Here is a 991-nt window from a genome sequence, read left to right as displayed (position 1 = left end):
TCTAGACATCATGATGCCTGACATATTGGGCTATGACTTTGCTAAAGAAATTCACGCACGCCCTCGTTGTCGTTATGTCCCAATCATCTTTATCACCGCGCTAAAAAATGATGATGAAGATATCTTACGGAGTTATAAAAGCGGCGTTGTCGACATACTGAAGAAACCTGTCGAGCCCGAGATCATCAAATCTAAGACACGCGTATTTCTTCAGCTAGATAGCCAACGTCGCGTGATCGAAGAACAACAAAGAGACCTAAAAACAGCATTTAAACGCTTACAAGATTACGCGCAGCACGATCAATTAACCGGCTTATTTAATCGTGAGCAAATCACCAACATCCTTGCTCGACTCGTCTCAACAAGTAAGCGAAAGAGCCGCTCTATCGCCGTCATGTTTCTTGACCTTGACCACTTCAAGGTCGTCAACGATTCATACGGGCACTCTGTTGGAGACTTACTTTTGCGTAGTACCGCGCTGCGATTAAAAGGCTGTGTACGCGACATCGATTATGTGGCACGGCTTGGCGGCGATGAGTTTTGTATAGTGCTTACTGATGTAAATTCCAGTGCAGATACCAGTACTGTCGCGAACCGCATTATTGATGCATTGGCAGCACCACATTTTGTACAAAAACATGAAATTTTCGCGGCAGCAAGTATCGGTATCGCGATGTACGATGGCACACAAAATAGCGCGAACGTACTCTTGAAAAATGCCGATGCAGCGATGTACTTGGCGAAAAATAAAGGACGTAATCAATTCGCTTACTTTTCTCAAGAATTAGAAGAAGAAGCAATGATGCGCATTGAACTTGGTGCAAAACTCAAGCATGCCATCGAAAACAAACAACTGATGACATACTATCAGCCGCAATACGGCCCTGCCGGTAAAGAAATCATTGGGTTTGAAGCACTGCTTCGCTGGGAATTAGAAGGCACAATGATTAGCCCAATATTATTTATTTCTATCGCAGAAGAAAGTGGCTTA

General features: G+C 43.8%; 1 protein-coding gene. It reads left to right on the top strand.

Annotated features, from left to right (window positions below; genetic code table 11):
- Positions 1 to 13 precede the first annotated feature (13 nt).
- On the top strand, positions 14 to 991 hold a 978-nt coding region (locus A3738_RS08325), incomplete at its 3' end, for a diguanylate cyclase (protein ID WP_231876584.1).

The sequence above is a fragment of the Oleiphilus sp. HI0066 genome (assembly GCF_001635725.1).
Note: the sequence above shows the minus strand (reverse complement) of the source record. Positions and strands in the feature narration are given on the sequence as shown.